This window comes from Streptomyces sp. NPDC000941 (assembly GCF_053599555.1).
This window is the reverse complement of the sequence record NZ_JBSFMM010000167.1, coordinates 1-25,782: the sequence shown is the minus strand read 5'-3', so window position 1 is coordinate 25,782 and position 25,782 is coordinate 1. Positions and strand designations below refer to the sequence as shown.

The following is a 25,782-nucleotide window of genomic DNA, read 5'->3' as shown; positions in this document are numbered from 1 at the left end:
GCTGTGTCGGCAGCTGCCGACACAGCGGCGGACGAGTCGGCCGCGCTGCGGTTCCTGGCCGCCGCCGAGGGCTATCGCCGATGGGCCATCACCCACGTCGAGCGATTCCAGCTGCTTTACGGAGCGCCGCTGCGTCATTACGCGGCGCCCCACGATGGGCCGACCACTCAGGCGATGCGCCGGATGTGCGAGATATTCCAGCGCGAGATGTTCGACGGGTTCACCACGGCGCAATTGGCCGCAGCCGACGCCCGAGGGCTCTCGTCGGCCCTCCAGGCGCATCTCGAACCCCTCTTTCCGCACGGCCCGGAGACCCTGCCGCCTCCTGCGAGCGCTCTCCTCCTCGGCGCATGGGGCCACCTGCACGGCCTGGTCGTCCTGGAGGTGTTCGGGCACACCTCCTTCATCGGCGAACATCAGGCCGAGATTTTTCACATGGCGATGCGGGACCTGCTCGAGGACATCCATCGCCGGATCCCCGCGCAGCCCATGGGGACACCGGCAACGCCCTCATAGGCGCACCTGGACAAGAGCCGTCAGGTCAGTCGGCCTCGTACACCGGCAGCCTTCCGTCCAAGTCGCCCGCGGGCAGCACACGGGTCGAGTTGTGTTCGCGGACGATCCGCCACCCGTCCGGCGTTCGACGCCAGACCAACGAGGTAGTGGTACGGATGTCCGTGGCACCGTCAGGTGTGGTGATCCGCGCTACGAACGCCAGTGTCGACGCGGCCAGCTGGTGGCTCGCGATGACGTGCGGGCCGTCGTCCACGGCGTGGTGAGCGGAGACCATCCGATCGAAGTGGGGCTCCCAGATCGAGCCGTAGCCGGTGGCTGTCGTGGCGACACGCTGCTCGGGGTCGAAGTCGTCGTAGAGGCGGAGGTCCGGAGAGTCGAAGTCGTAGAACTCGCCGAAGGTACGCCGGAAGTCGAACGGCGCGTCCCCCTCGTTGCGCTCCCAGCCGAACACCCATCTGCCGTGCAGCTCCGCGATCAATCGCTCATCGTTCATGACTCGACGCTAGGCTCGCGGAAGAGGTGCAGGAAGGGTCTGCCACACCCACCCGGGTGTCCCGGGACCGGCCGTCTTCGTCGCCGTAGGGCACGGCGGAGCGTGGCTCAGCCGACGAAGGGCGCGATGAACCGTTCGGCGGCATCCCAGAGTTCCTTCTCCCGCCGCGGGTCGTAGGACTCCTGGGACGAGCGGGCCACCCGGCCCCGGTCGACGTAGGAACCGGTCGGTGCCTCGGTCGTCCCCAGCACGACATCGGCGAGATGGCGCCCCGCGACACTGCGGGATGTCGCGAACGGTGTGACGACCATCAGCGGCAGAACGCGCCGCATCGCGAACCGGGCGACGGGCCCGGCGTTTCGGGCCAGGTCGGTGCCGGGGACGAACGCCGGGTTGTAGGCGACGGCATCGACGCCCGCCGGCAGGCGGCGCGCGTACTCGTGCACCAGATAGATCGTGGCCAGTTTGCTCGTGGAGTACGCGGTACGGCCGGCGGCCACGCTCTCGGGCCGCGCGAAGGCACCGGTCCGGGCCAGCACATCCGGGGACTGTCCGGAGATCGGCGAGATCACGCTCGACTGCGACGTCCTCCTCGTCCCGGGCGAGGACCTACGCGTGGTCACCTATACAGCGGCAGCCGGAAGCAGAGACGCGGGAAAGCTGGACCTCCTCCGGGTGATCGGCGGCCGTACGACCCATGCGCACCCCTGACACTGAACCCCTCTTCGGACGCGCGTATCTCGTAGTGACGGGGACCCGACGGTGATCGGGAGTGCTACGGATCGAGTTCTACACGGAGATCGTAAGTACACCCATGAGTTCGCCTACACCGGTGCTGATCACGGTGAGAACGCAGCCCGCCATCATTACGACGGGCACCGCCAACCGCCTTCGCAGCGCGCGGATCCGAGGGCCGTTGGTGAGCGAGGCGAGCCGGAGCGCCTTCTCCTCGCTCGCATGCCTGGCCTGCAGCTCTCGGAGAAATGCCACCATATGGGCCGTGGTGTCGGCGTCCCGGCACGCCTCCGTGTCCGCGCGCAGTTCGTGGACCAGTGGGATGAGGCGTGCGGCGCGCCGTACGCTCAAGATTCCCAAGGTGACCGTGCCCGCGAAGCCGGCGGCGACGACCCCCATATTCGCTGTCAGCGATGAGACCGTCGCCGCATCGACGAACACGAGGAACTGCCCGATGCCCGGACAAACGGCGAGAAGGCGCCGCGTGCCCGGGTCGCCGTGCCGCACATGGGAGATTTCGTGCAGCAGCCGGACCGTGGCCTTCGGATCCCGGCGAAGTTGGGGCCGCCAGTGCGACGGGATGACCACGACGTTGTCGGGATCCCGCAGATTCAACCGGATCTGCCGAGAGCCATGCCTCCAGGCGAAAGGGAGCATGACCACCAGAGCACAGACGAGGAAAACCATGAACACCGGGGTGTCGGTGAATTCGGAGATGTCGTTCTGGAACACCGCTGCGGCAATCCCCAAGACAGCACCCGCGCCGTACAGCAGCTTGTTCCGGGGCACGGTCCAATCGGCCAGTCGCCCCAGCCGCCCCGGTGTCGGACGGGGAATGTGACGTGCCCGCAGGTTCGCCCTCTGGTCCCATACACTCACGGCCCGCAGACGGTCGGGATCCAGCCCCGCGGAGACGAATGCCGCTCGCACCCGTTCCCAGGCCGAGTCGGACCAATCCACGAGGCGGTATTTCATCCCGCCGTGGCGATGGTCGTACGAACGCCTGGCCCAGACCTGCATCACTATGATCAGCACCACCGCGAAGGGCAGACAGCCGGCCGCGAGACCATACAAGACAACGGCGATGGGGTTGGCGACCGGGTCGCCGCCTGCCTGACCGATGACCACGACGACCAGGGGGAACAGCGCGAAGGGCGCGAGAACCACCGCCCACAGCGCGCGGTGAGCGCGGCTCAGCGAGTGCAGTTGCCGCGATCGGTGCGAGGCGAGCGACGCGCCCGCGACGGCGCGGTCGTCTGCTGTCTCCACGTCCGCTACGCCGGGTCGACGGGCCGGCCCTCGGCTCGTGCCCATGCCTCCAGCTGGGAGCGCACGATGAGGCGCAGCGTCTCCTCGTCGAGCTCTGCCGGTACGGCCAGCTGACGCGTGACGGCGTCGGCCACGTCGTCCGGGGAGTCCTCCCCCGGCTCGCTGCCGCGGAACAGCTTCACCACGAAGGTCAGCGCTTCCCGGATACCGCGCTCGATGGCCATGTCGGTCGCCACGGACACCACCTTGACCGCGATCTGGCCGAGCAGAGTGAGTCCGATCCCGAGGAAGACATGGGTGTCGGCAATGCCCGCATCGGCGTCATCGGCCGGCGCCGAATCCTCCCCCGGGATACGGCCGCTCTCCCGCATGTCCTCGGCGAACTCCGAGAACAGATCCTCTCGGTCCTCCGGAGCCACCACTGCGGCCGACGCGTCGACCATGGCGAGAATCCGCTCGACATCAACGTCCCTTGCCCCCTGCACGGTCCCCCCTCGCCGCACACTTCACGTGCGCATCAGGCGCCTTGGCGCCTCATAAATGACGCTTAAGAGGGTATCGTCGTGATCTTGACCTCTTGGGGGGATTCCCGAAAGGTCACACGCGCACCGCCCACAGTGTGCCGCCGTCGTCGAGGAACGCGATCGAGTCGCCGCTCGCGGCAGGCTCGCTCATGGACGTGCTGTCGAACTGGCCTGTCCAGAGCGTGCGGCCGTGCTCCACTCCGACGATCCGTACCCTGGTCCAGCGCTGGAACACGCGTGCCTGCTCTGTCCCGGAGAGCAGGGCGTATTTGCTGGTGGTCTGCACTCTCCGAGTATCGGCGTGCCACCGTTTTGTGCCGTCGGCGGCGGCCACGCACACCGGTCCCGACCCCGTGGGCAGGACGAACCCGCCCGCCACGCTGGTCGTCGCCTGTTCCTTCAGACCAACCTCTTGGTACGTACTGCCGTAGGTCCAGATCTGCTCGCCGGTGAGTCCGTTCAGTGCGGTCGGTTTCCGGCGGGGCCCCGCGGCCAGCGGAAGGAACACCGTGGTGCCCGACACCAGCTCGTCGAGCGGCTGGAAGGCCCCGGTGGTGAAGGTGTCCGGTTTGGTCTTCTGGAACGGGCTCCGCCACATCACCTCACCCGTGTCCGCCTTGCGGCAGACGAGGTCGACGGGGACTGTCCTGCCCTCCTCGTAGCAGAGCAGGCCCTCACCCAGGGGCTGCGCCAGGTCGCCCTGCGGCTGGAAGCCGGAACGTGTCCACAGCTTCTTGCCCGTCTTGCCGAGTAGCGCGATTCCGCCGCTGCAGAGGATCAGGTCGCCGGCCAGGATCCATGTGGCGTCGTAGGGGGAGGACACGTCGATCGCCCATCGCTGGTTGCCGGTGCGCGGATCGATCCCGATCACGTAACCGTCCTCTCCGGTGATCAGCAGGCCGCTGGGCCGGTGCACTTCCAGCCCCATGGCGCTGTTGGAGACCGAATGCTGCCAGCGGCGCTCGCCGGTGGCAGCGTCGAAGGCGTGCACCTGCCCGCCTTTGTTATCGGAGTACCGGGTCAGGGCGAGTAGCGTGCCGCCGACGACCGTGAAGCGTGTTTCCCGGGACCAGGCCGCGTTGAGGGGCTTCTTCCACAGATGCTTACCGGTGGCAAGGTCGAAGGTGTGGAGCGCGGCGGTCTCCTTGTAGTAGTGACCGGCGGCGACATGACACCGGCCGTCGGCCAGGACGACGTCCGGACCGTCGGAGTTGATCAGGTCGACGTCCGCGATCTTCTGCGACCAGGCGACCGGGTCCCGCTCGGGGTCGCCGGTCAGGTACATCGCCGCCGCCCCTCCGGCGACCGCGACCGCGGCGACGCCCGCGCCCCCCAGGAGCAGGCTGCGCCGGCTCATGCCTGTTCCACCGGACGGCGCGGCGGGCGCCTGAACCGTGGCTGCCGCCGCGAGATCGTCGGACGCGGCGGCAGCCGCAGGCGGTGAGCTCGCCCCGTGCTCGTCCCGATCGGCGACGGTGGGGGTGTAGCGGACCGCGGGTACGGCCTGCCGCACACCACCGAAGCGCCGCAGCTCGTCGGCGAGCACGGCGGCCGATTCGTATCGCTCGCGCGGGTCCTTGGCCAGCAGCCGACCGACCAGGCGGTCCCACGGAGCGGAGACGCCGGGCACGAGGCTGCTCGGCGCGGGGGGCGGATCGTGAAGGTGCGCCGTGACATATGCGAGGGTGTCCGGGGCGTCGAACGGCAGCCGCCCGGTGAGCATTTCGAACAGCACACACCCGAGGGAGTACAGGTCGCTGCGCTGCTCGGGGCGCCCGCGTGCCTGTTCCGGTGCCATGTACGCGGCCGTGCCCACCATGAACCCGGTATGCGTCAGCCGGTCACCGGTGGCCGAGGCGTCGGCGGCGCGGGCGATCCCGAAGTCGAGCACCTTCAGGACACCCGAGGCCATGACGAACAGATTTGCCGGCTTGATGTCGCGGTGGAGGATGCCGGCGCCATGCGCCTCCGCCAGCGCGTCGCACACCTGCACCCCCCACCGCGCCACCTCCTCCTCGCCGGCAGGTCCGCGCCGGACAACGGCGTCCAGGCCCTCGCCCCGGAGCAGTTCCATCACGAGGAACGGCGTCGCGCCCTGGCCGGTGGTTGCCTCACCGAGGTCGTGGACGGTCACGATATGGGGATGCTGAAGCGCGGCGGTGATCCGCGCCTCCCGCAGAAACCGGGCGCGCGCCTCGTCGGCCCGACTGCCGCCACCCGCGAGGATCGAGATCACCTTGACCGCGACCGGCCGCCGTAGACTGGTGTCCTGCGCCTCCCACACCTCCCCCATCCCGCCGCGCCCCAGCGGGCGCACCAGGCGGTAGCGGTCAGCGAGTATCTGATCCCGGTCGTCCACAGCCCCAAGTCCCCCGGCGGTAAGCGGTTCTCACACGGCAGCGTTGATCGTAGACCGTGCCCCCCGATGACACAGGACCCGGGCGACAGCGCACATCGCCCGTCCGCTCTCGCGCAGGAGCGCACCGGGTGGCGCGCAGGGCGGCCTTGTCGCCGGTGTGGTCTCCCAGGCCAACACCCTGGACCGTGCGCTCACCGTCGCGGACAACTTCGCCTTCCGCGGCCGCCACTTCGGCATGCCCGCCCCCGCCGCCCTCACCCCCGCCACCGGCCACATGCCCACCTGGGCCTACCTCACCGCCCTCAGTACAGAAAGTGCCCCCGAGATTGATCTTGGCGTGCGATAGGTTGCCCGCCATGACTGGACTGGAGTCCGTTACCTGGCCACCTGCCCCGATCAAGACCGAGCGCCTCGTGCTCCGCGAGTCCGAGGCCCGGGACCGTCCGGCGTTCATCGAGCTGTTCGCCTCGCCGGAGGTGGGCACCTATCTAGGCGGCCCTCGACCGCGTGATGAGTTGGAGCGCGCGCTGCCTGAGACGCCCGGGAGGCGCCTGGGCCATTTCGTGATCGAGCTTGACGGAGCAATGATCGGCACCATCGAGCTCAACCGGCGTGACGAGGAGCGTCGCAGTCATGTCCGTCCGGATGCCGGGGAGGCCGAACTCGGCTACCTGCTCCTGCCAGAGGTATGGGGACGCGGGTACGCCGCCGAGGCGTGCGCGGCGGTGCTCGGCTGGTTCACCGCCGCGCTGCCCAGCGAGCCAGTCGTGCTCTGCACCCAGACCGCCAACGACCGCTCGATGCGCCTCGCGGCGAAGCTGGGGTTCATCGAGGCGCACCGGTTCGAGGCGTGGGACGCCGAACAGTGGATGGGCGTGTGGTCCCCGGTCACGCCGCCCGGCCGGCGCTGATGCCGCTCGGGGCCGGTTGCGGCCTCACGCTCGGTAAGCGCACTGAGTTTCGGATCAAGCCGCGCACGGAGGCTTTAGTGGCCACGGGCATGTCCAGATGACCGATGCCCAGGCCTCACCCGTCGAACCGTTGTACTCGCAGGCATACGCGGAGATCCTGCCCTTCGCGCGCTGAACCCTTGCCGATTCATCGCATTTGCGGCACGCGGTCTGCTGATCGCCACCGAAATGCCCCCATGGAACAGATCCGGGTTGAGGGCGCGACGACGTGCAGTAGGCGAGTACGCCCACATCACCGCTGCCCGCGGGGTGGGTGGCTTGGACGGCGGCGGTCGCTGCCGGTGAAGCTGCGAGGCCGGCGAAAGCAAGCCCGACTGCTGCCGCGCCCACGGCGAACGGGGTACGCCACGTGAAGGGCCGGAGGCGCACGCTCAGCAATTTACGCGAACTCATAACGCTCCTTCGGTAAAGACGTCGCGGCAGGTGAAATCAGCCCGCCGCTCAGGCCGTTCCTGTCCGGATTACCGGGCCACCTCAGGCGTAGCAGCCGAATCCTTGTTCGCGTTCGGAGAACTGGTACCGAACAAACAACCCCCGAAAAATATGAGCATTGCGCGGACCCCGGGTGAGCTACGACGAGACCGGACTGGGGGAGGACGGCATGGGCGGCGGTCGGGTCGCACATCGTGAGCCGCCGGGTCCACCGTTCAATTCACCATTGCAACTCATTAATGAAAGCGTCCAACTTTACCCAAGCAATGGCAAAGATGCTGGTCAGAGCATGGGTGGTTGTCGCTCGGCGGCGACGTCGAGAATGCCACGTCGCTTCGTGTTCTACGTACATTCAACTCCTCACCCCCATGAGCAGCATGATCAATCCAATAGGGTCCTTGAGGCATTTGGAGGAAGGGACCCATGGAAGAACTCCGCGCTATCCGGGCTCGCGGTATCACGAAGAGCTTCGGTGATGTCGTCGCCCTGGACGGCATCGATCTCGATGTGACGCAGGGTCAGATCCACGGCCTGGTCGGACCGAACGGCGCCGGAAAGACGACGTTGCTCGGCCTTCTGCTGGGGCTCGCGGTGGCCGACGGCGGTCGCCTGGAGGTCCTGGGTACACCGGTCGAGCGGGCACTCGCCGCCCCCGACGGTGTGGCCGGCTTCGTGGACGGCCCCGCTCTCTACCCCTCGCTCACCCCCCGGCAGAACCTCGCCGCGCTGGCCGCGCTCCGCGGCCACGACGCGCGCACGGCGGGGATCGACGACGTACTCGCCGAGGTCGGTCTCACCGACGTCGCCGACGACCGTACCCGCGGCTTCTCCCTCGGCATGCGCCAGCGGCTCGGGCTCGCCGCCGCCCTGCTGACCAAGCCCCGGCTGCTCGTGCTCGACGAACCGTCCAACGGCCTCGACCCGGCGGGCAAGAAGCATGTGCACGGTGTCCTCAACCGGCTCGCGGCCGATGGAACCGCCGTCGTGCTCTCCAGCCACAACATGGACGACCTCGAGGCGCTGTGTTCCGAGGTGACCATCCTCGCCGCCGGACGCGTCGTCTTCTCCGGCCCGCTGAGCGAGCTGGCCACCGAGAACCGTGAACTCGACTACCGGCTGATCACCTCCGACCCGCAGGCCGCGCGCCGGCTGGCGGACGACGCGCCGGGGATCCAGGTCGTCGACGACGCCGGGATACGGCAGGACGCCGGACTGCTCGTCGTACGCGCCCTGGTGCCCGCCCTCGACCAACTCGTGGTGCGGCTCGTGGCGAAAGGCGTCGCGCCGCGCGAGCTCACTCCCGTGGTGTCGCCGCTCGAAGCCGCGTTTCTGACCCTCACCGAGCAGCAGGAGGCGGGCAGATGACCGCGACCCTCACCCAGAGCCGGGAACGGGAACACGAGCAGATGACCGGGGGCCGTCGCGTCCCCGTCACCCGCGCCATTCGCTTCGAGCTCGTCAAGCTCGTCTCCCAGTGGCGAATCCGCCTGCTGGTCCTCGCCTGCTGGATCGCTCCCGCCCTCTTCGTCGCCGGGGTGAGCCAGCAGAGCACGCTTCCCGTCGACACCCTCTTCGGGCGCTGGATGCTCGCCTCCGGGTGGGCCGGGCCGCTGGTGGTGCTCGGTTTCGCGGGGACCTGGGCGCTCCCGCTGCTGACCTCGGTCGTGGCCGGTGACGTGTTCGCCTCCGAGGACCGGCTCGGCACCTGGCGCCATCTGGTCGTGGCGGTCCGCTCGCCCCGGCGGATCTTCGTGGCGAAGGCGGTGGCCAGTCTCACCGTCCTGCTGCTGCTCGTGGCCGGGCTCGCGGTCTCCAGCACGGTCGGCGGTCTCCTCGTGGTCGGCAACCAGCCGCTGGTCGGTCTCGACGGCCATCTCCTGGCACCGTCGGACGCCGCCGTCTCGGTCCTGCTCTCCTGGGTCTGCGTCCTCGCGCCGACCCTGGCGCTCGCCGCACTCGGCCTCCTCGGGTCGGTCACGCTGGGACGGTCCCCGATGGGGCTGCTGGTGCCCGTGCTCGTCTCGCTCGCGATGGCGGTCGCCCAGATGCTGCCGCTTCCGGTGGCCGTACGTGTCGCCCTGCCGAGCTACGCCTTCATCTCCTGGAACGGCCTGTTCACCAGCCCCCAGCAGCTCGGCCCGCTGCTGATCGGCATCGTTGTCAGCCTCGTGTGGGCCGTGGTCGCGACGGCGCTGGCGTATGTGCTCTTCGTACGGCGCGACTTCACCAACCTGACCCACGACGGTTCGGGCCGCCGCGCGATCACCGTCGGAGTACTGCCGCTCGTCGGGGTGGCCGCCGCGTCGTTCGCGGTCGTCGCCGCGACGACCTCGGCGACGGGCTCCGGGATCGAGCAGGAGAAGGTGCAGCGCTCGCTCGCCACGGCGTTCGCGCACCTGTACCGCATGCAGACCGATCAGCTCAACCGGCCCGCCGTCACCGAGGCCCAGTTGAAGGCCACGGCGTCGTGCAACAAGGGAAGCACCAGGGTCGCGGCGGAGGGCCCGGGCAACGACTGGCGCTGCGTCGTGACCTGGCATCTTCCCGGCGTCGAGGCCACCGGACAGGCCATCTACCAACTCGACGTCACTCCGGACGGGCGGTTCATGGCCGATGGCGATGGACCGAAGGAAGTGAACGGCTACTTCCTGGTGCACACCCCCGACGGGGACGCGCCGAACCCGCTGTGGCAGTTCGACGGCAACGTCGAACTGCTCGACACCACCCCGAAGGGATAACGCTCAATGCAGGTAACTCGCCGCCGCAAGCTCGTCCAGGAAGCTCGGATCAACCTCATCCGCAGACGCATCGGCCGCCGGATACCGCTGTTGACGGCGGGCACCACCGCTGTCGCCCTCGTGGCCGCCGGTACGGCGCTCGCGCAGACCCATCAGTTCGGCACGGACCAGGTCGGCCAGGTCACCGAGAACGGCCAGGTCGTCTCCAGCAACCAGTACATCGCCCCGTACGGCGACCGTCTTGTCATCAACCAGGGCAAGATCATGTCGTCCTCGGTCAGCCCGGACGGCACGCACATGGCCGCCTCGGTCACCGACGGTGGCGCGGCCCTGGCCATCGTGGACCTGAAGAGCTGGAAGACGCAGCAGCTCGTCAGCAATGCCGCGTCGTCGAACCCCCGCATCAGCAGCAACAACGTGGGCCAGGAAGGCCCTACGTACTCGCCCGACGGCAAGCAGCTGTGGCTGGGCCAGCCGGACGGCTACACCGTGTTCACCGTGAACGCGGACGGCAGCGTCGCCGGCCCGAGGACCGTCAGCATCCCGGCGCAGGGGTCCAAGCACGCCCTGGCGGCCGCGGCGGTGTTCTCGGCCGACGGCAAGACCGTGTACTCCGCGGTCAACGGCCAGAACCGGGTCGTCGCCATCGATGCCGCGACCGGGACCATCAAGCAGAGCTGGAACGTGGGCAACGCCCCGCGCGGCATGGTCGTCGTCGGCAACAAGCTCTACGTGAGCAACGAGGGCGGTCGTCCGGCCAAGCCCGGCGAGCCCACGATCAACTCGTACGGCACGCAGGTGCTCGCCGACCAGAAGACCGCTGCCACCACCAGCGGCACGGTCAGCGTCATCGACCTGGCGAACCAGGACGCCGCGGTCGCCGGCATCGAGGTCGGTCTGCACCCGACCGCCGTGTACGCCAAGAACGGCGTGGTGTTCGTCACCAACACCGCCGACAACAACGTGTCGGTCATCGACACGGTGAAGGACAAGGTCGTCCAGACCATCTCCACCCAGCCGTGGGCCAAGGCTCGGGTGGGCTACGAGCCCGACGCGGTGACCCTCACCGACGACGGTCATCTGCTGGTGACCCTCGGCCGCGCCAACGCCGTCGCCGTCTACAAGTACACCTCCGCGCAGGAGCCGGTCAGCTATGTCGGCCTGCTCCCCACGGACTACTTCCCCTCGGAGATCACCACCTCCGGCAACGAGGTGTACGTCTCCAACACCCGTGGCATCGACGCCCGCCGTAAGGCCACCGGCGGTCGCGGCACCCACGACACGACGTCGAGCGTGCAGAAGTTCACGCTGCCCGACGACAGCGTGATCAAGTCCTACACCGGCAAGGTCTTCAAGCAGAACGGCTGGATGGGCGAGTCGCTCAAGAAGTCCGACGGCTCCAAGGCCAAGCCGGTGCCGGTCCCGGTCAAGCTCGGCGACCCCTCGACGATCAAGCACGTCTTCCTGCTCGTCAAGGAGAACCGGACCTACGACCAGGTCTTCGGTGACATACCGCAGGGCAACGGCGACCCGTCGCTGACCGAGTTCGGTGAGAACGTCACGCCGAACCAGCACGCCCTGGCCAAGCAGTTCGGCCTGTACGACAACACGTACGACATCGGCACCAACTCCGCCGAGGGTCACAACTGGCTGATGCAGGCCGACGACCCGGAGTACACCGAGTCATCGGCCGGTGAGTACGCCCGCAGCTACGACACCGAGGACGACGCCCTCGGCCACCAGAAGACCGGCTTCATCTGGACCGGTGCGCAGGCGGCCCACAAGTCCGTCCGGAACTACGGTGAGTTCCAGCAGTTCCTGACCAAGCCGGCGGACGCCAGCTGGCAGAACCTGTACTGCGACAGCAAGAACATGGCGGCGACCGGTCAGGACACCGCCTACCCGCTGAATTCGACCTCGCCGATCCCGTCGCTCAACGACGTGTCGGTGCACGGCTTCCCGAAGTTCGACACCAGCGTCCCGGACGTCTACCGGGCACAGATCTGGAAGAAGGACTTCGAGAAGAACGGACCGGCGAACCTGAACATGTTCTGGCTCTCCAGCGACCACACCGGTGGCCCGGTGAGCCCTGCCTCCCAGGTCGCGGACAACGACCTCGCCGTGGGCCAGATCGTCGACGAGATCTCGCACAGCAAGTACTGGAAGGACTCGGCGATCTTCGTCGTCGAGGACGACTCCCAGGCGGGTCTCGACCATGTGGACGGCCACCGTGCCCCGGTCCAGATCATCAGCCCCTGGGCCAAGCACTCCACGGTGGACAGCCACTACTACTCGCAGATCAACATGGCGCGGACCATCGAGCAGATCCTCGGGATCCAGCCGATGAACCAGAAGGACACCGCGGCCACCCCGATGGCCTCGGCGTTCACCCAGCGACCGAACTTCACGCCGTTCAAGACGCTGCCCAACCGGACCTCGCTGACCGACGGTGTGAAGACCCCGCCGTCCTGTGGTCCGGACACCCCCGCGGCGCAGAGCCCGAAGGCGGCGGCCGTGCCGTCGGCCTCGGTGCCGGCGGACATGAAGAACGTCGCCGCCCAGTGGGACCAGTGGAAGTCGAAGCAGCGGCTGACCGGTCCCAACGCCGTTCCGGACTACGCTCCCCCCGCCCAGATGAACCATCTCACGTGGTACGAGACCCACAACTGGGCGAAGCCGTACCCGGGTGAGAAGAAGATCTACGCTCCGCAGGACGTGCCGGGCGCCGCCATCCCTTCGGCGGAGAACGACGGCTGACGCGGGCTCATGTGACGGGGTGGCCCCTGATCGGCATCATCGCCAGTCAGGGGCCACCTGCGAAACGCGAGGTCAGCTTGGATGGGCGGACCGGCGTGGATACAGCCCACCATCGGGCTTGCCGAACCAGCGGGAGAGGTGGTCGTCCAGGTCCTGCTGATCGTCGCCGGTCCAGGCGACGTGACCGTCGGGGCGTAGCAGGACGCAGGGAACATCCAGTGCCGCAGTGGCATCCGCGAGGTAATCGACCCGGTCCGACCAGCCGCCGACGGTCAGGCGTTCGGTGCGGTCCAGCAGCAGGCCGCGGCCGCGATGCAGCAGACCGTAGAGGTGGCCGTGTTTCACCTCGATGTCGGGCAGGCGGCGGCCGACCAGGTCGGGGCCTGCGCCGAAGTCGTAGCGGATGCCGATCGCGGTGATCTTCTCGATGAGATAGCGGTTCACCTCGTCGAAGTCCATCAGTTCGGTGAGCAGCCTGCGCACGGCCTGCGGGCCCGGTTCGGTGGAGTGCAGTTCCATCTGGGCGCGGGTGTTGTCCAGCACGTCCGCCGCGACCGGATGCCGTTCGGCCTGGTAGGTGTCCAGCAGTGTTTCCGGCGCCCAGCCGCGGATCTGTGCGGCCAGTTTCCAGCCGAGGTTGAATGCGTCCTGAACGCCCAGGTTGAGGCCCTGGCCGCCGGTGGGTGGATGGATGTGTGCCGCATCGCCGGCCAGCAGCACCCGCCCGACCCGGTAGCGTTCGGCCAGCCGGGTGGCATCCCCGAAGCGGGACAGCCAGCGCGGGGAGTGCACGCCGAAATCGGTTCCGGCGACGGCGCGCAGCTGTTGTTTGAAATCCTCGAGGGTGGGTGGTTCCGCGCGATCGCCGACTCCCGCGGCGGGGACTACGACGCTGTATGCCCCTTCGCCGAAGGGCCTGAGCCAGAATCGCTTGTTGATCTCGCCGATTTCGGTCACCTTGGCGGCGATCTCCTCCCGCGGCACACCCACTTCCATCTCGCCCATCAGCGTCTCGGTCCGCGAGGGCTCGCCGGGGAAGCCGACGCCGAGCAGTTTGCGCACCGTGCTGCGCCCGCCGTCACAACCGACGAGATAGCGCGTACGCAGTTGTTCGCCGTCGGCCAGCTCGACGGTCACACCCTCGTCGTCCTGCTCGAGACCGGCCACCGCACAACCGCGCCGGATCTGCGCACCCAGTTGGGTCGCATGTTCTTCGAGCAGCCGAACGATGACCGGCTGCGGGATGCCCAGCAGATAGGCGTGCGCGGAATCCAGGCCCTGGGGCGCGGGTTTGTTGATGGCGGCGAAGAATCCGCCGGCCGGACGCTGTCTTCCGTGTGCGCGCATGCGGTCCAGCAGTCCGCGCATTTCCATCAGCTCGAGGCTGCGAATGTGCAGACCGACGATGCGGACGAACGACACGGGCTCGGTTTCCTTCTCCAGAACGAGTACCCGCACACCGTGCAGCCGCAATTCGGCGGCCAGCATCGCGCCAGTCGGCCCGCACCCGGCAATGATCACGTCGAACATGAGGGGCGCGCGATCGGCGCCGGAGGCCGACGGCCGGAGACCGGGGGCGTCGCTCACGGTGAGGTCGCGCTCGACCGTATCGTTCGAGGACGGCTCGGTGGTGAACTGCGGAGAGTCCATAGGTGTTGCCTTTCGGGAGTGCCTTGTTGTGGCGGCGCTCCCGGCGACACCTACGTCAATCGCCGGCCGTGGCGGGAAGGGGGAGCACCCACGTCGATACTGCGTTCATGGGTCTCACCTCCTCGGGCGGTGTCACGGTCCACTTCAAGCTACAAGCCCGAGCATCACCCCGTCCAATCCTTTTCCCAACCACGTGATCATGACTCCGAACGGGCCCGTGAGAGACCGGGGCCTTGCCGACGCGGTCGTGGTACCGACCGCCTGCGATGGGTTGCAGCGGCAGGTCGGGCAGCGCCTGCATCACGGTTGTCAAGGCGCGGCATGAGCGCGAAGGCATCGCAGGCCGGCCGTGCCTCGACGTACGTAGACGTACGTAAAGGTACGTTGTTCTTACCGACGCGAAGGATCCCCCTGTCGCGGGAGAGTTTTTCCATGGGGTCCCTTCCTGCCGCGCGGCACCCGTAGGTTGCTCGTCGCGGTGTTCGCAACACCCGTCTCCTGGAGAACCGTTGTCCCAGATACCTGCCAGCGACGTCGATCTCTACACCGAATCGGCGCGCACCGACCCGTACGAAATCTATGCCGAGCTTCGGGCTCTCGGGCCTGTGGTGCACCTGTCCCGCTACGACCTCTACGCGTTGCCCCGCTACGACGAGGTGCGCGCGGCGCTGATGGACTGGCAGACGTTTTCGTCAGCGCGTGGAGTGTTCGTGGATCCGGACGTGAACGCCCAGCTGGAGGGGATCACGCTGTGCAGCGATCCGCCCGAGCACACGGCGATGCGTTCGGTGCTGGGGCGGCCGCTGCGGCCGGATCGGATGCGCGAGGTGACTCCGCGGATCGAGACCGAGGCCGACCAGGTCGTCGAGCAGGTCGTCGGCCGGGGCCGGTTCGAGGTCGTCACCGAACTGGCGGAGTACCTGCCCATGACCGTGGTGTCGGACCTGGTCGGGCTTCCCGATCACGGACGGGAAAAGATGCTGGAGTGGGCCGCGGCCATCTGGAACACCCAGGGCCCCGCCGACGACCGGGCAGCCGCGGCGGGGCCGGCCGTCGAGGAGTTCATGGCATTCGCCATGAATGACGCCGTGCCGGGAAAAATCGACCCCGACGGCTGGGCGGCGCAGCTCTACGAGGCCGCCGACCGTGGCGAGATCTCGCACGACAAGTGCCCGGTGATGATGCTCGACTATGTCACTCCCAGCCTGGACACGACAATCCTCGCGATCGCCAACGCGGTCGCGTTGTTCGCCCAGCACCCGGACCAGTGGGATCTGCTGCGCAAGGACCGCTCGTTGATTCCGCACGCGATCAACGAGTCGTTGCGCCTGGAAACCCCGGCGCCCCAGTTCAGCCGGGTGCTCACCGAAGACCACGAGATCGGCGGAGTTCCACTGGCTGCCGGCTCACGGGTCGCGCTGCTCTATGCCTCCGCCAACCGCGACGAGCGCCATTACCCGAACCCGACGCGCTTCGACATCACCCGCCGCCCTTCGGACCACCTTGCCTTCGGGCGGGGCGAGCATGTGTGCGTCGGGATGCACCTCGCCAGGCTGGAAATGAGCGCGTTGCTGGAAAGGCTCGCCGACCGGGTCGCCCGCTTCGAAATCCTCGAACGCCGACCGTTGATCAACAACGGGCTGCGCGGTCTCGACTACCTGGACGTGGCGGTCGAACCCGCGACCTGACCGCCCGGGGTGACGAGGGTCGCGCCGGCCGGCGGGGGGGGCCCCCGCGGCGCCCCCCCGCCTGCAGGAGCGGCCCTATACGGAAGGCAGCGTGGGCGCCCGTGCCGAAGCGCCCACGCCGAATTCCGTGACATCACCGCCCTGGAGCGCTGACCAGGAACGGGTCGGAGGCCAGAACCGAGTCGGGGGGCAGAATCGGCTCGGCGACCAGGGTCGGCCCCGCCACCACGATCGGTTCCCTGACCAGGAGCGGTTCCGCCGGTGTGCGCGGCTCCGGGAGCGGTGGCGCGGTGGGTGCCGGATGCGTGGCGCGGGTGAGGAGCACCACACCACGCGCGGCCACCACGGCGCCCAGACCGGCCAGCGCGACACCGGCGGGGCCGCCGTGGACACGCTCGCCGAGCAGGGCGATTCCAATGGCCGCGGCGGCCATCGGGTTGGCCAGGGTCAGCACGGCCAGCGGGGCGCCGAGGCCACCGGTGTAGGCGGTCTGGGACAGCAGCAGCCCGCCCACGGCCAGGCCCGCGACGAGTACGCCCACAATGGCGAACCGCCAGGTCAGGGCCAGGCCCGCGACCGTCAGGGTCTGGGTGAGCGCCGATGCGGCCCCGGAGGTGATACCGGAGGCGGCGGCGTGGCCGAGCCCCCGGCCGCGGCGGGCCTGAATGAGCAGGGCGACCAGGGCCAGCACGATCGCGGCGACGGCGAGCGCGGCGACGGTGCCGAGCGTCCGGTCGGGGACGCCGTCGCCGATGGTGAGCGGCAGCAGCGCGCCGAGGCCGACGAGGGTGAGCGCGGTGCCCCGCCACTCGTCGTGGGTGGCGCTCCGTCCTGCCACCCGGGCGCCGAGCGGCACGGCGGCGACCAGCGTGAGCGCGCCGAGGGGCTGGACCAGGGTGAGCGGCCCGAATTTGAGGGCTGCCACATGGAGCAGCGCCCCGGAGGAGTTGAGTCCGACGGTCGACCACCAGGCGCCCTGCGCCAGCAGTCGCCGCAGTCCGCCCGGGCCGGTGCGGGCGGCAAGGCGCTCCTGTGCGACGGCCGCGGTCGCGTAGGCGACGGCCGACAGGAGTGCGAGGGTGACGGCTATGAGGGTGGCGTTCACGGCATTACCCGGCCCCTTTGAATATGGACGTGCTGCGATACGTCTGCGTATCGATACAACAGTGTATCGGCACAGGCACGTATCGATACGCTCGTGTACCGTGTGTTGTGCCGCACAGTCGCATACCGCACCCTCACTCCAGTCGGCCACGGTCGACAGGGCCGAGGCACGGGCGGAAAAGCTCATCGCGGGAGGAGAGTGCCGAGCTGATGGCAGCGCCCACCACGGCGGACACCCAACGCCGCTCCAAGATCAGTCCCGAGCGCGAGCAGGAGATCTTCGACGCCGTCCTCGCCCTGCTGACCGAGGGCGGCTATGAGGCCTGCACCTTCGAGGGGGTCGCCGCCCGGGCCAAGGCGAGCAGGTCCACTCTCTACCGCCAGTGGAAGACCAAGCCCCAGCTGGTCGCCGCCGCGCTGCGCCGCTGTGACCGGCGCATGGCGCTGGACGGTATCGACACCGGCAGCCTCGTCGGCGACCTGCGGGAGACGGCGCGCGTCGTGGGGCGGATGTGCGACTCGGACACCACGTTGCTGTACGCGCTGGGCCATGCCGCGCTCAGCGACCCGAGCCTGCTCCAGGCGCTGCACGACGCCCTGTTCTCCCGGGAGGTGTCGGTGATCGCCGTCATGGTCCGGCGCGCGATCGAGCGCGGCGAGATCCCGGCGGACAGCGTGGCGGCCGAGTTCGTCCCCGCCCAGCTGATCGGTGTGATGCGGGTCAGATCGCTGCTGGACGGGAAGCCCGCCGACTCCGACTACCTCCTCCGCTTTCTCGACGCGTCGGTCTTCCCCGCGCTCGGCCTGTCCTGACCCCGCCCGGCCCGCCGTGGCCGGGCGGCCGGGCGGCCTGTCACGGCGCGAGATCGCGCAGTTCGAACCAGTCGAAGTCCGCCGCGACCCGGGTCCCGCCCAGGTCCTGGACGCAGACCCCGACGAACGCCCCGGTGAACCGCAGCCGGTCCCCGTAGTCGTCGGAGAGCCTGGTCGCCTCCAGCGCCGGGCCGACGTCCTGCCACGACACCCCGTCCGGCGAGGCGGCGAAGCGCAACTCCGGACCGTCGAAGCGGGCCCGCAGATGCACCAGCGGCCACGCGTCGACGTCGAGTTCACAGGAGGGCAGCTCGCCGTACGCGCCGTCGTCCGTGAACACCACGCCCAGCACCCGGCCCCTGCCCTCCACATGGGTCAGCCGCAGGTAGTAGTGGGTGGTGGTGTCGTACCAGCAGATCAGGCCCGCGAGCTGGCTGAAGTGGGAGGGGCGGAAGTCGACCACCGTCGTCGCCTCACAGCGCACCGACGTCAGCCGGCGGGCGACCAGGCTCTGGTCGTAGCGCGAGTGCGGGCTCTGGCGGCCGCGCAGCCGTAGATGGCCGGGGCGCTCGGTCAGGCTCAGCCACTGGGCGGTCGCGGGCGCGCGCAGGGTGTTCCAGTACGGGGCGAGGGCGGGCCCGTCGAAGTCGTCGCGGGCGGGCCGGACCGGCGCCGGGGTCGGTGCGACACCCCGGGGGGCGGCCACCTCCAGGCTCGGCAGACGGCCGCCGTCCGCGAGCCGCAGCCAGCCGTCGTCGGTCCACGCCACCCGCTGCAGACAGGTCTCCCGGCCGAGCACACAGCGCGCCCCGGCGAGCGTACGGACCGGGCGCGAGGCCAGATGCGCGAGAAACCACTCCCCCTCGCCCGTCCGCACCAGCTCGCCGTGGCCGGCTTTCTGCAGTGGCCACTCGGGTGCGTCGCGAGTGGTCAGCAGCGAGCCGGCCGGGTCGAGCTCATACGGTCCGGTCAGCTCGCGCGAGCGGGCCATCAGGATGCCGTGGTTCCAGCCGGTGCCCCCCTCGGCGAGCATCAGGTAGTACCAGCCGTCGCGGCGGTAGACATTGGGCCCCTCGATCAGCACCTCGTGGGTGAGGACCGTGCGTGGGGCTCCGATCAGGGCCTGTTTCGCGGGGTCGTACTCCTGGAGCAGGATGCCCGCGAAGGCGGGGTGTCCATCGCGCGGATCCCACTGGATGTTGAGCAGCCAGGTGCGCCCGTCCTCGTCGTGGAAGAGGGAGGGGTCGAAGCCGGAGGAGTTGAGGAACACCGGCTCCGACCACGGACCCGAGATGTCCGGAGCGGTGACGAGGTAGTTGTCGACGTCCTTGTACGGATGGCCGATGGTGCGCACGATGCTGTACACCAGCCAGAACCGGCCGTCGTGGTACGAGAGCGAGGGCGCCCACACCCCGGCCGAGTCCGGGACGCCGCGCAGATCGAGCAGGTCGGCGCGGTCCAGGATATGGCCGGCCGGCTCCCAGTGGACCAGGTCGGTGGAGCGGTGCACGGGCACGCCCGGGAACCACTCGAAGGTGGAGGTGGCGAGGAAGTAGTCCGCACCGACGCGCACAATGCTCGGGTCCGGGTGGAATCCGGGCAGCACGGGGTTGCGGATATGGCCCGCGGTCATGCAGGTCCTTTCGTACGGCCTAGCAGCGATAAAGGGCGGTCAGCCCTTGACGGCGCCCTGCATCACACCGGCGACGATCTGCCGGGACAGCAGGAGGAAGACGAGCAGCAGCGGCAGCACCCCGATGGCGGCGCCGGACAGGATGAGCGTGTAGTCGAGGGCGTACCCGCTGGCCAGCGAGGACAGCGCGGTCTGCACGGTCGGGGTGACGGACGGGTCCAGGACGATCAGTGGCCACATGAAGTCGTTCCAGGTGGCCATGAAGGTGAACATGGCGAGCACGGCGGCCTGCGGGCGGATCGCGGGCAGCGCCACATGCCAGAAGATGCCGAGTGTGGAGCAGCCGTCGACGCGGGCGGCCTCGACGAGCTCGTACGGCACGGACTCGTCGCAGGCCTGCCGCATCCAGAAGACGGCGAAGGCGTTGACGAGCGCCGGGACGATGACGGCCTTCAGGGTGGCGATCCAGCCGAGGTTTCCCATCAGCATGTACAGCGGGATCATGCCGAGCTGGGTGGGCAGCATCGCGGTGATCACCACCGCGACGAACAGGGCGTTGCGCCCCCGGAACGGCAGTTTGGCGAAGGCGAACCCGGCGAGCGAGGACAGCAGGACGCAGCACACCGTCACCGTGGTGGAGATGATCAGCGAGTTGCGCAGGGCCAGCCAGAAGTCGACGGTGTCGTAGACCCGCTGGATGTTGTGGAGCAGATTGCCGCCCGGCGTGAGGGTGAGCAGCGAGTCGCCGATCGCCGAGTTGTCGCGGGTGGGCAGGACGAAGGAGTAGTAGAGCGGGAACACGGAGGCGGCGAGCACGCCGACGAGCGTGGCGTAGACCATGAATCCGGGGCGCCGACCGCCGTCGGACTGAGGCCGGCGGCGGCCGGTCGTGGAGTGGGTGGCGAGGGCCATGACGGCATCAGTCCTTCGAGGCGATGCGCCGCGACAGCGCGTAGTTGATGCCGGAGACGACGGCGATGAGCAGGAACATCACCCAGGCGAGGGTGGCCGCGTAGCCCGCGTTGAACTCGCGGAACCCCTTTTCGTAGAGGTACATCATCAGCGTCTGGAACTGCCGGTCGCTGCCGCCGGTGCCGTCGGTGCCCTGGACGTCGAAGAGCTGGGGCTCGGTGAAGGTCTGCATGGCGCCGATGGTCGACATGACGACGGAGAAGATGATGGTGGGGCGGATCGAGGGCACGGTGATCGACCAGAAGATGCGCCGCCTGGAGGCCCCGTCGAGCATCGCGGCCTCGTTGAGCTCCCGCGGGATGCCCTGCATGGCGGCGAGGAAGATCAGCGCGTAGTAGCCGGCCCAGCGCCAGATGATGATGGTGGCGACCGCGGGGATCGCGGTCCAGCGGCTGGCCTGCCAGTCGACCCGGTCGATGCCGACCAGGCTCAGCACATCGTTGAAGATGCCCGTGTGGAAGCCGTAGAGCTGCGCGAACACCAGGCTGACGGCGACCACCGACACGATATGCGGCAGCACGACCCCGGCCCGCCAGACCGCGCTGGCGCCCAGCTTCCGGTTGAGCACACCGGCGAGCCACAGCGCCACGGCGAGTTGCACTCCGGTGCCGAGCACCAGCAGCAGGGTGGTGTTGAGCAGCGCGTTCCAGAAGTACTCGTCGGCGAAGAGGGCCTGGTAGTTGTGGAGCCCGAGCCAGCCCTGGTCGCCTTCGATGATCGCCCACTTGTGGAAGGAGATCCAGCCGGTGTACAGCAGCGGCCAGACCGCGAAGACGCCGAAGATCACAAAGAACGGGGCGATGAAGACATACGGGGTGTAGCGCAGGTCGAAGCGGGTCAGACGGGATCGCCAGGCGCGGCGTCGGGGGTGGCGCCCCGAGGCGGAGGCCGTGGTGGCCTCCGGCCCGGGGCGGGTCTCGGTGACCGTCATCGGGTCAGTCCCCCGCCACCTTCTTCGCGTCGGAGACCGCCTGACTCCAGGCGTCCTCCGGCTTCTGCTTGCCCTGTTCGACCCGGAGCAGCGCGTTCATGAAGGCGGTGGCCACATCGCTGTCCTTGGTGCCGCGGTAGATGGGCTGCATCTTGTCGACGGCCTCGGCGAAGATCTTGCCGGTGGGGGCGTTGGAGAAGTACGTGTCCTTCTTCCCCTGCACGGCGGGGTCGTTGTAGACCGAAGGGTGGCTGGAGAGATAGCCCTTGGAGAGGAAGAGCCTCTTCTGGACCTTCGACGAGGTCAGCCAGCGGGCGAGCTCGACCGCCTCCTTGGTGTGCTTGGTCTGCTTGGGCACCAGCAGATAGGAGCCGCCCCAGTTGCCGCCCTGAGGGGCCGCGGCCACCGACCACTTGCCCGAGTTTCCGGAGCCGGATGCCTCCTTGGTGCGGTCCAGCTTCCAGGCGGGACAGACAGCGGTTGCCGCCTTGCCGGTCTTCAGGGCGTTGGCCATTTCCGGGGTGAAGGGCGGGTATCCGCCGCTGACCTTCCGTACGGACATGTTCGCGGCGGTCAGGAAGTCCTGCTTCAGACCGGAGTTCTCATCGGCCATGAACGAGTCGTCGGATTCGGAGAAGAACGTCTCCTTGTGCTGGTTCTCCATCCCGACCCAGATGTCTCCGGTATTGGCGGTGAAGGAGGCGTCCTTCACCTGGGCCCGGAATTCCTCGCCGACTTCGGTGAACTTGTCCCAGGTGGGCCAGAGTTGACCGACGCGCTCGGGGTCGGTGGGCAGCCCGGCCTTCTTGAACAGATCGGTGCGGTAGCAGATGCCGAGCCCGCCGATGTCGGTGCGCATGCCCATCACGTACTTGCCGTTCTCGACCGTGCCATAGTCGTACGCCCACTGCACCCACGGGTCGTCGGTGTTGTTGACGCCGTGGTCGGCGAGGTTGACGAAGCGCTGGTAACTGGGCTTGAACTTGCCGATGGTGTCGTCGCCGAGGCCCACCACATCGGAGGCGCCGCGGTTTGCCGCGAGCTGGGTGACCAGCTTCTTCGGCAGGTCGTCGACAAGCACCTCGCGAATCTTGATGCCGGGGTGGCTCTTCTCGTACTCCTTGTAGAGGTCCCGGTATCCGTAGTCGACCTGGGTGGTCACGGTCAGCGTGGTCTTGCCGTCCGAGTCGCCCGCGCCGCCTCCGCAGCCCGATGCCGTGAGGGCAATGACCGTGGCTGTGGCCGCCACCACCCAAACCCTTCGGCTGGCGTGGTACTTCATGCCCTCACCTCTCTGCTTCCATGTTCGGCATTGCGCCGTTGCACGTTCGGGATTTCGAAAGTTTCGACACTGGATAATTCCGCGGATTCTTCTGCCCTTTGCGCCGTGTCCAGGCGGGCTCAATGTAGGAACCGGTTGTCATGCGGTCAATGTTTCGGTCGCGTAAGCGGCGCTATTCGAAACTTTCGGTGCCGGTCGGCGCTCCGCCGAGCCATGACGGGCGGGTTACGCGGGCAAGGTCTTACTCGCCCGGATCTTCACGGATCTTCGCCGACAGATCGGAACGGTTCGTATGAGTGGCACGACTCGGTCGCAGCAGTGGTACGCGGGAGACTCCCGCGACGCCTTCATCCACCGCGCCTGGATGCGCCGCGGCCTCCCCGACCACGCCTTCGACGGCCGACCGCAGATCGTCATCTGCAACACCTGGTCGGATCTGACGCCCTGCAACAGCCACTTCCGTGAGATAGCCGAGCATGTGAAGCGCGGAGTGTGGGAGTCCGGCGGTGTGCCGCTGGAGCTGCCGGTGCCGTCGCTGGGCGAGACCCTGCTGCGCCCGACCGCCATGTTCTTCCGCGACCTCGCCGCGATGGTCGTCGAAGAGCTCATCCGCGCCAATCCGGTGGACGGTGTCGTCCTGCTCGGCGGCTGCGACAAGACGGTTCCGTCGCTGCTCATGGGGGCTGCGTCGGTCGATCTGCCCACGCTGATGGTCACCGGCGGCCCCATGCTCAACGGCTCCTGGAAGGGGCGCCTGCTGGGGTGCGGCACGGGGGTCTGGGAGATGAGCGAAGAGGTGCGCGCCGGGCGGATGCCACGCTCGGATCTGCGGCGCGCGGAGTCGGCGATGATCCGCAGCCGCGGACACTGCAACACCATGGGCACCGCGTCCACGATGGCCTGTGTCGCCGAGGCGCTGGGCATGACACTGCCGGGGAACGCCGGGCTCCCGGCGCCGGACAGCCGGCTGCTGGAGCTGTCGCATACGGCGGGCAACCGCATCGTCGAAATGGTGGCCGAGGACCTGCGCCCCAGCGCCGTGCTGACCCGCGAGGCCCTGCTGAACGCGGTGCGTGCGGTGGCCGCCATCGGCGGGTCCACCAACGCCGTCGTCCATCTGCTGGCCCTCGCCCGCCGGGTCGGCGTGGAGATCGGCCTGGAGGACATCGACCGGGCGGGCCGCGACATTCCCCTGCTCGCCGATGTGCAACCCGCCGGGGCCCATCTCATGGAGGACTTCCACCGGGCCGGCAGCCTGGACGCGGTGCTCGGACAGATCAAGGACCGGCTGGAGCCGAGCGTCACCGTCTCCGGCTGCTCGCTGACCGATCAGATTTCCGGCCGCGCCAGCACCGACCTCACCGTCATCCGCACCGCCGACGAGCCCATCGCGCACCAGGCCGGGCTCGCCGTGCTCCGCGGCAACCTGTGTCCCGACGGCGCGGTCATCAAACCCGCCGCCGCGACACCGGAGTTGCTGCGCCACCGGGGCCGCGCCGTGGTGTTCGACGGCATCGAGGACTTCCACGCCCGGATCGACGACCCCGAGCTCGAGGTGGCGGCGTCCGATGTGCTGGTCCTCCGGGGATGCGGTCCGCGCGGCTACCCGGGCATGCCCGAAGTGGGAAACATGCCACTGCCCCGCAAGGTGTTGGAGTCCGGTGTCCGGGACATGGTCCGGATCAGCGACGCCCGTATGAGCGGCACCGCCTTCGGCACCGTCGTGCTGCACATCGCCCCCGAGTCCGCGGCGGGCGGGCCGCTGGGCCTGGTCCGCACGGGCGACTGGATCGAGCTGGACGTGGAACGGCGCGTGCTGAGGCTGGACGTGCCGGACGAAGAACTCGCCGCACGCGAGCCGGTGACCGCCGCCGCCCCGCCCGCGGACAGCGGGTGGGAGCACATCTACCGCGCACATGTCGAGCAGGCCGACCGGGGCGCCGGTCTGGACTTCCTCGCCGGAACCCGCGGGTCCTTCGTCGCCCGGGAGTCGCACTGACGGCCCTCACCCCACGGTGAGCAGAGCCTGGCGCCCGGGCGCCGAGACGTGATTGTCAGTGGCATCCGCGATGCTGTTTTCGGATGTGAGCAACCGTCTCGGCGCACGCGCCAGGCTTGGAGGTCGATGGTCGTGAACGCGGAAACGACCGCGTGGGAGCAGTGCAGTACGGTGCGGGTGATTCCCCCCGTACGGCCGCGCAAGCTGGCGAAGGTTCCCTTCGTCGAACTGGCGGAGGGCCGCTTGCAGGGGGTGGTGTCCAGCGGCTCGGACATCGCCCGGGTGTATGTCTCGTCGATCGCCGCGCGCACCCATGACTACAGCTGCAGTACGAACAACAACCGGCCGTGCGGCGGGGCCAACCGGGGGCCGTGCAAGCATCTGTGCGCGCTGGTCGACGAGGCGGTGCTGCAGTACGGAATCGACCGCGTGGCCCGCTATCTGCACGTCGAGGTAGGCGAAGAGAACGGGGACGGCGGGGGCGCGGACCTGATGAGCCGTCTGTCGGGGTCGCGCGAGTCCGCGCCAGCGGCCGTGGTGTTCAGCCGCTTCCTGCGGCACCTGGCCTATCTGGAGCTGCCGGACACCACGGCGCCCATCCCCGAACTGCACTGGTTCCCGGCCACGGAGGAGGTCCGCTGATGCTCGGTGTGCAACTGGCCGAACTGCTCGACGCCGATCCGCCCGGGGCCGCGGAAGCCCTCGACCTGGTGGCCGGCTTCGACGACACGCTCGTCCACGGCCTCGCCCGGCTCGGCGAAGAGCGGGCCGCGGCGCTGACCGCCCTGGCCGGCGCCGTCGCGGCCTCCCCCTTGGGACCGGCGGTGACCGAGGCCGCCGGAAAGGTCGCCGCGGGCTCCGTCTCGGACGACCACCTGGCGGCGCTGGCGGGCGCGCGCACCGCGCTCTTCGGCGC

At 68.8% G+C, this 25,782-nt stretch carries 22 protein-coding genes and 1 pseudogene; 12 read left to right on the top strand and 11 right to left on the bottom strand.

All coding sequences use genetic code 11. The features are described 5' to 3' along the window. On the top strand, positions 1–516 hold a 516-nt coding region (locus tag ACWDSL_RS38070; RefSeq protein WP_450492528.1), incomplete at its 5' end, for a TetR-like C-terminal domain-containing protein. Between the two features lie 25 nt (positions 517–541). On the opposite strand, the gene ACWDSL_RS38065 is transcribed toward ACWDSL_RS38070, so the two are convergent. Then, positions 542–1,009, bottom strand: a complete 468-nt coding sequence (locus ACWDSL_RS38065; RefSeq protein ID WP_450492527.1) for a nuclear transport factor 2 family protein — start codon at positions 1,007–1,009, stop codon at positions 542–544. 107 nt (positions 1,010–1,116) lie between these two features. Further along, entirely contained in the window at positions 1,117–1,581 is a 465-nt protein-coding gene (locus ACWDSL_RS38060) for a hypothetical protein (protein WP_450492529.1), read from the bottom strand. On the opposite strand from ACWDSL_RS38060, the gene ACWDSL_RS38055 reads away from it, so the two are divergent. Next, entirely contained in the window at positions 1,466–1,720 is a 255-nt protein-coding gene (locus ACWDSL_RS38055; RefSeq protein ID WP_450492526.1) for an MmyB family transcriptional regulator, read from the top strand. The genes ACWDSL_RS38060 and ACWDSL_RS38055 overlap by 116 nt on opposite strands. A gap of 78 nt (positions 1,721–1,798) precedes the next feature. On the opposite strand, the gene ACWDSL_RS38050 is transcribed toward ACWDSL_RS38055, so the two are convergent. From ACWDSL_RS38050 to ACWDSL_RS38040, 3 genes are all read right to left on the bottom strand, one after another. Next, entirely contained in the window at positions 1,799–3,013 is a 1,215-nt protein-coding gene (locus ACWDSL_RS38050; protein WP_450492525.1) for a hypothetical protein, read from the bottom strand. A 5-nt stretch (positions 3,014–3,018) separates the two neighbouring features. After that, complete coding sequence (locus tag ACWDSL_RS38045; protein ID WP_450492524.1) at positions 3,019–3,498, bottom strand: hypothetical protein; 480 nt, start codon at positions 3,496–3,498, stop codon at positions 3,019–3,021. A gap of 112 nt (positions 3,499–3,610) precedes the next feature. Then, positions 3,611–5,896, bottom strand: coding sequence for a serine/threonine-protein kinase (locus ACWDSL_RS38040; protein ID WP_450492523.1), 2,286 nt, complete (start codon positions 5,894–5,896; stop codon positions 3,611–3,613). Between the two features lie 157 nt (positions 5,897–6,053). Here ACWDSL_RS38040 and ACWDSL_RS38035 point away from each other — a divergent pair, with 157 nt between their 5' ends. The 5 genes from ACWDSL_RS38035 (at position 6,054) to ACWDSL_RS38015 (ending at position 12,794) form a co-directional block, all read left to right on the top strand. Further along, positions 6,054–6,242 carry a hypothetical protein gene (locus tag ACWDSL_RS38035; protein ID WP_450492522.1) on the top strand — a complete coding sequence of 63 codons (189 nt, stop codon included), beginning with the start codon at positions 6,054–6,056 and terminating at the stop codon, positions 6,240–6,242. Between the two features lie 10 nt (positions 6,243–6,252). Continuing rightward, entirely contained in the window at positions 6,253–6,807 is a 555-nt protein-coding gene (locus ACWDSL_RS38030; protein WP_450492521.1) for a GNAT family N-acetyltransferase, read from the top strand. A 915-nt stretch (positions 6,808–7,722) separates the two neighbouring features. Continuing rightward, positions 7,723–8,664 carry an ABC transporter ATP-binding protein gene (locus ACWDSL_RS38025; protein ID WP_450492520.1) on the top strand — a complete coding sequence of 314 codons (942 nt, stop codon included), beginning with the start codon at positions 7,723–7,725 and terminating at the stop codon, positions 8,662–8,664. Continuing rightward, positions 8,661–10,037, top strand: coding sequence for an ABC transporter permease (locus tag ACWDSL_RS38020; protein ID WP_450492519.1), 1,377 nt, complete (start codon positions 8,661–8,663; stop codon positions 10,035–10,037). The genes ACWDSL_RS38025 and ACWDSL_RS38020 overlap by 4 nt, the downstream gene beginning before the upstream one ends. A gap of 6 nt (positions 10,038–10,043) precedes the next feature. Continuing rightward, positions 10,044–12,794, top strand: a complete 2,751-nt coding sequence (locus ACWDSL_RS38015) for a phosphoesterase (RefSeq protein ID WP_450492518.1) — start codon at positions 10,044–10,046, stop codon at positions 12,792–12,794. A gap of 72 nt (positions 12,795–12,866) precedes the next feature. Here ACWDSL_RS38015 and rox read toward each other — a convergent pair whose 3' ends face one another. Then, complete coding sequence (rox, locus tag ACWDSL_RS38010; protein ID WP_450492517.1) at positions 12,867–14,444, bottom strand: rifampin monooxygenase; 1,578 nt, start codon at positions 14,442–14,444, stop codon at positions 12,867–12,869. A 509-nt stretch (positions 14,445–14,953) separates the two neighbouring features. Here rox and ACWDSL_RS38005 point away from each other — a divergent pair. Then, on the top strand, positions 14,954–16,132 hold the full coding sequence (locus ACWDSL_RS38005; RefSeq protein ID WP_450492516.1) for a cytochrome P450: 1,179 nt from the start codon (positions 14,954–14,956) through the stop codon (positions 16,130–16,132). A 133-nt stretch (positions 16,133–16,265) separates the two neighbouring features. Here the strand turns inward: ACWDSL_RS38005 and ACWDSL_RS38000 are convergent, their stop codons facing one another. Next, on the bottom strand, positions 16,266–17,237 hold the full coding sequence (locus ACWDSL_RS38000; RefSeq protein ID WP_450492515.1) for a hypothetical protein: 972 nt from the start codon (positions 17,235–17,237) through the stop codon (positions 16,266–16,268). A gap of 209 nt (positions 17,238–17,446) precedes the next feature. Between ACWDSL_RS38000 and ACWDSL_RS37995 the strand changes: the two genes are divergently transcribed. Continuing rightward, positions 17,447–18,049 carry a TetR/AcrR family transcriptional regulator gene (locus ACWDSL_RS37995; RefSeq protein ID WP_089513861.1) on the top strand — a complete coding sequence of 201 codons (603 nt, stop codon included), beginning with the start codon at positions 17,447–17,449 and terminating at the stop codon, positions 18,047–18,049. 40 nt (positions 18,050–18,089) lie between these two features. On the opposite strand, the gene ACWDSL_RS37990 is transcribed toward ACWDSL_RS37995, so the two are convergent. Genes ACWDSL_RS37990 through ACWDSL_RS37975 form a run of 4 tightly spaced genes read right to left on the bottom strand, consistent with a single transcriptional unit; the run spans position 18,090 to position 22,867 of the window. Next, on the bottom strand, positions 18,090–19,682 hold the full coding sequence (locus ACWDSL_RS37990) for a glycoside hydrolase family 43 protein (RefSeq protein ID WP_450492514.1): 1,593 nt from the start codon (positions 19,680–19,682) through the stop codon (positions 18,090–18,092). A 39-nt stretch (positions 19,683–19,721) separates the two neighbouring features. Next, the gene (locus ACWDSL_RS37985; RefSeq protein WP_450492513.1) at positions 19,722–20,594 is read right to left on the bottom strand and encodes a carbohydrate ABC transporter permease; all 873 of its coding nucleotides are present in this window, start codon (positions 20,592–20,594) and stop codon (positions 19,722–19,724) included. A gap of 7 nt (positions 20,595–20,601) precedes the next feature. Next, entirely contained in the window at positions 20,602–21,585 is a 984-nt protein-coding gene (locus ACWDSL_RS37980; protein ID WP_450492512.1) for a carbohydrate ABC transporter permease, read from the bottom strand. A gap of 4 nt (positions 21,586–21,589) precedes the next feature. Beyond that, positions 21,590–22,867 carry an ABC transporter substrate-binding protein gene (locus ACWDSL_RS37975; protein WP_450492511.1) on the bottom strand — a complete coding sequence of 426 codons (1,278 nt, stop codon included), beginning with the start codon at positions 22,865–22,867 and terminating at the stop codon, positions 21,590–21,592. 292 nt (positions 22,868–23,159) lie between these two features. Between ACWDSL_RS37975 and ACWDSL_RS37970 the strand changes: the two genes are divergently transcribed. The 3 genes and pseudogenes from ACWDSL_RS37970 to ACWDSL_RS37960 form a co-directional block, all read left to right on the top strand. Then, positions 23,160–24,866 (top strand): IlvD/Edd family dehydratase, encoded by a 1,707-nt coding sequence (locus ACWDSL_RS37970; RefSeq protein WP_450492510.1) that lies wholly within the window; start codon positions 23,160–23,162, stop codon positions 24,864–24,866. Between the two features lie 132 nt (positions 24,867–24,998). Then, positions 24,999–25,508 (top strand): hypothetical protein, encoded by a 510-nt coding sequence (locus ACWDSL_RS37965; protein ID WP_450492509.1) that lies wholly within the window; start codon positions 24,999–25,001, stop codon positions 25,506–25,508. Then, a pseudogene (locus tag ACWDSL_RS37960) lies at positions 25,508–25,782 on the top strand (hypothetical protein); the annotation flags it as partial. The gene ACWDSL_RS37965 and the pseudogene ACWDSL_RS37960, both read left to right, overlap by 1 nt.

Coding starts and splice junctions, on each gene's coding strand:
- ACWDSL_RS38065 (WP_450492527.1), bottom strand. CDS start 1,009: ATGAACGATGAGCGATTGATCGCGGAGCTGCACGGCAGATGGGTGTTC.
- ACWDSL_RS38030 (WP_450492521.1), top strand. CDS start 6,253: ATGACTGGACTGGAGTCCGTTACCTGGCCACCTGCCCCGATCAAGACC.
- ACWDSL_RS38025 (WP_450492520.1), top strand. CDS start 7,723: ATGGAAGAACTCCGCGCTATCCGGGCTCGCGGTATCACGAAGAGCTTC.
- ACWDSL_RS38020 (WP_450492519.1), top strand. CDS start 8,661: ATGACCGCGACCCTCACCCAGAGCCGGGAACGGGAACACGAGCAGATG.
- ACWDSL_RS38015 (WP_450492518.1), top strand. CDS start 10,044: ATGCAGGTAACTCGCCGCCGCAAGCTCGTCCAGGAAGCTCGGATCAAC.
- rox (WP_450492517.1), bottom strand. CDS start 14,444: ATGGACTCTCCGCAGTTCACCACCGAGCCGTCCTCGAACGATACGGTC.
- ACWDSL_RS37995 (WP_089513861.1), top strand. CDS start 17,447: ATGGCAGCGCCCACCACGGCGGACACCCAACGCCGCTCCAAGATCAGT.
- ACWDSL_RS37990 (WP_450492514.1), bottom strand. CDS start 19,682: ATGACCGCGGGCCATATCCGCAACCCCGTGCTGCCCGGATTCCACCCG.
- ACWDSL_RS37985 (WP_450492513.1), bottom strand. CDS start 20,594: ATGGCCCTCGCCACCCACTCCACGACCGGCCGCCGCCGGCCTCAGTCC.
- ACWDSL_RS37980 (WP_450492512.1), bottom strand. CDS start 21,585: ATGACGGTCACCGAGACCCGCCCCGGGCCGGAGGCCACCACGGCCTCC.
- ACWDSL_RS37975 (WP_450492511.1), bottom strand. CDS start 22,867: ATGAAGTACCACGCCAGCCGAAGGGTTTGGGTGGTGGCGGCCACAGCC.
- ACWDSL_RS37970 (WP_450492510.1), top strand. CDS start 23,160: ATGAGTGGCACGACTCGGTCGCAGCAGTGGTACGCGGGAGACTCCCGC.